1 protein-coding gene is annotated in these 2356 nt (G+C 78.4%); it reads left to right on the forward strand.

All coding sequences use genetic code 11. The annotated features are described in order from the left end of the window. Positions 1 to 2189: FtsX-like permease family protein (locus tag ABD308_RS20720; protein WP_344337380.1), on the forward strand; the 2189-nt coding region annotated here is incomplete at its 5' end. Positions 2190 to 2356 lie beyond the last annotated feature (167 nt).

The raw sequence follows: 2356 nt of genomic DNA on the forward strand, positions 1-2356 counted from the left end.
CCGCCGACCCCGCCCTGCGCTGGCAACTGCTCAAGTCCGGGCGGTGGCCCGCCGGACCGCGCGAGCCGCTGCTCGACGCCGACACCGCGGGGCGCCTCGGCGTGCGCCCCGGCGCGGACGTCCGGCTCACCAGGGCCGACGGCACCCCCGCCACCGCCCGGCTCACCGGCACCCTCGACGGTCGCGGCGCGCCCAGCCTGGCCGGACACCCCGTCATCGGCGTGCCCGAGAGCGCCGTCGCCCAGTACGCCGTCGGCGCCGACGCCACCGCCGCCGCCACCGTCACGGAGCGGTTCGACGTCCGGCTCTCCCCCGGCACCTCCGCCACCCGCGCCGTCGACGCGCTGCGCGAGACGCTCGGCGCCACCGGCCCCACCCCCGAGGTGCACACCCGGGAGGCCTCCGTGCGCGAGGCCACCCGGCAGAGCGGCACCCTGTACGGCGTGGTGCTGGTCGCCGCGCTCTCCTTCGTGCTGATCGCGCTCGCGGTCGCCCGGATGGTCGTCGGCAACACCTTCACCGTCGTGCTCGCCCAGCGCACCCGCCAACTGGCGCTGCTGCGCTGCGTCGGCGCCGACCGCGCCCAGGTCCGCCGGATGATCCGCCGCCAGGGCCTGCTGCTCGGCGCGGGCGCCTCCACCGCCGGGGTGCTGCTCGGCCTCGGCGTCTGTGCCGCCGGCCAGGCCGTCGCCGCCACGGCCGACCTCGGGCCGGTCCACCTCTCGCTCGCCCCCTCACCGCTGGTCTGCGCGCTCGCCGCGCTGTTCGGCGTCCTGCTCACCCTGCTCGCGGTCCGCAGGCCCGCCAAGGCCGCCTCCGCCGTTCCGCCGATCGCCGCGCTCGACGGCGGCGGGCCCGGCCCGCACGGCCCGGCGACCGGCCCGGGGGCACGGCTGCGGGCCACCCTGTGGGCGGTGTTCCTGCTGGTGGGCGGCGGCGCCCTGACCGGGCTCGGCGCGCTCACCGCACCGCCGCTCTCCCTGCTCGCCGTCACCGTCGGCGCCATCGCGAGCTTCTTCGGCGTCCTGCGGCTCGCCCACCGGCTGCTGCCCGCCACCGTCGCCCTGCTCGGCGCCCCGGCCCGCCGCCTCGGCGGCACCGCCGGCCGGCTCGCCACCCAACAGCTGCGCCGCAACCCGCTGCGCACCGGCGCCACCGGATCCGCGCTGCTGCTCGGAGTGACCGTGATGGTCGGCGCCGTCACCGCCCTGGACATCACCTCCACCTCGCTGGTGCCCCTGGTCTCCGCCCGCCAGCCCGGCGTGTTCTCGGCGACGAGCGCCACCGGCGGCGCCGTGCCCACCGGGGCGCTCACGGCGCTCACCGGGGAGCGCGAACTGGCCGTCACTCCGGTTCGCTCGGCCACCGTCCGCGTCGACGGCCACGACACCGTCATCGCCACCGCCGACCTCGCCCGGCTCAGCCCCGGCACCGACGACCTCCACCGCGCCCGCGCCCTGACCGACGGCACCGCCCTCGGCGGCCTCGACGACGGCCGCACCCTCACCGCGACCGGCCCCACCGGCCACCCCGACACCACCCTGCGCGTCGAACCCGGCCGCAGCGCCCTCCCGTTCACCCTCCAGAGCGGCGCCACCCTGCTGGTCACCCCCGCCACCCTCGACCGGCTCGCCCCCGGCGCCCCCACCACCACCCTCTGGATCACCCCCGCCCCCGGCACCGACCGCCCCACCGCCCGCCGCGCCATGGACCGCGCCCTCGCCGCCCACCCGCGACTGACCATCACCGACACCGCCGGCCAGGCCGAAACGCTGCGCTCGCTGCTCGACCGGATGATGCTGATCTCGATGGCCCTGCTCGGCTTCTCCGTCGTCATCGCCGGTCTCGGCGTCGCCGCCGCGCTCGTCCTCAGCATCAGCGAACGCTCCCGCGAGATCGGCATGCTGCGTGCCATCGGCATGTCCCGCACCCAGCTGCGCCGCATGCTCACCCTGGAAGCCCTGCTGCTCTCCCTCGCCACCGCCCTGCTCGGCACCGCCCTCGGCATCGGCTACGGCTGGGCCGCCGCCCGCTCCGTCACCGCCACCCTCGGCACCCTCGGCGGCCCGCCCGTCCTCCCCGTCCTCGCCGCCCTCACCCTCACCGTCCTCACCGGCCTCGCCGCCGCCGTCCTCCCCGCCCGCCGCGTCGCCCGCATGACCGCCATCACCGCCATGAGCACCACGTAGCCACCACAGCACCGGCCGGGGCGGGCGCCCTCGGCCTGGAGCACACGGCCCCCACCCGACCCCCGGCAACCATCCCCGCGACCCACGCCCCCGGAGCGCCAACCTCGCGCGCCCCCGGCCCGACGGCCGCCTCCCGGCCATCGGGCGGGGAGGCGGCGGCGCCCTGA

Source organism: Kitasatospora putterlickiae (genome assembly GCF_039527695.1).
Classification (GTDB): Bacteria; Actinomycetota; Actinomycetes; order Streptomycetales; family Streptomycetaceae; genus Kitasatospora; species Kitasatospora putterlickiae.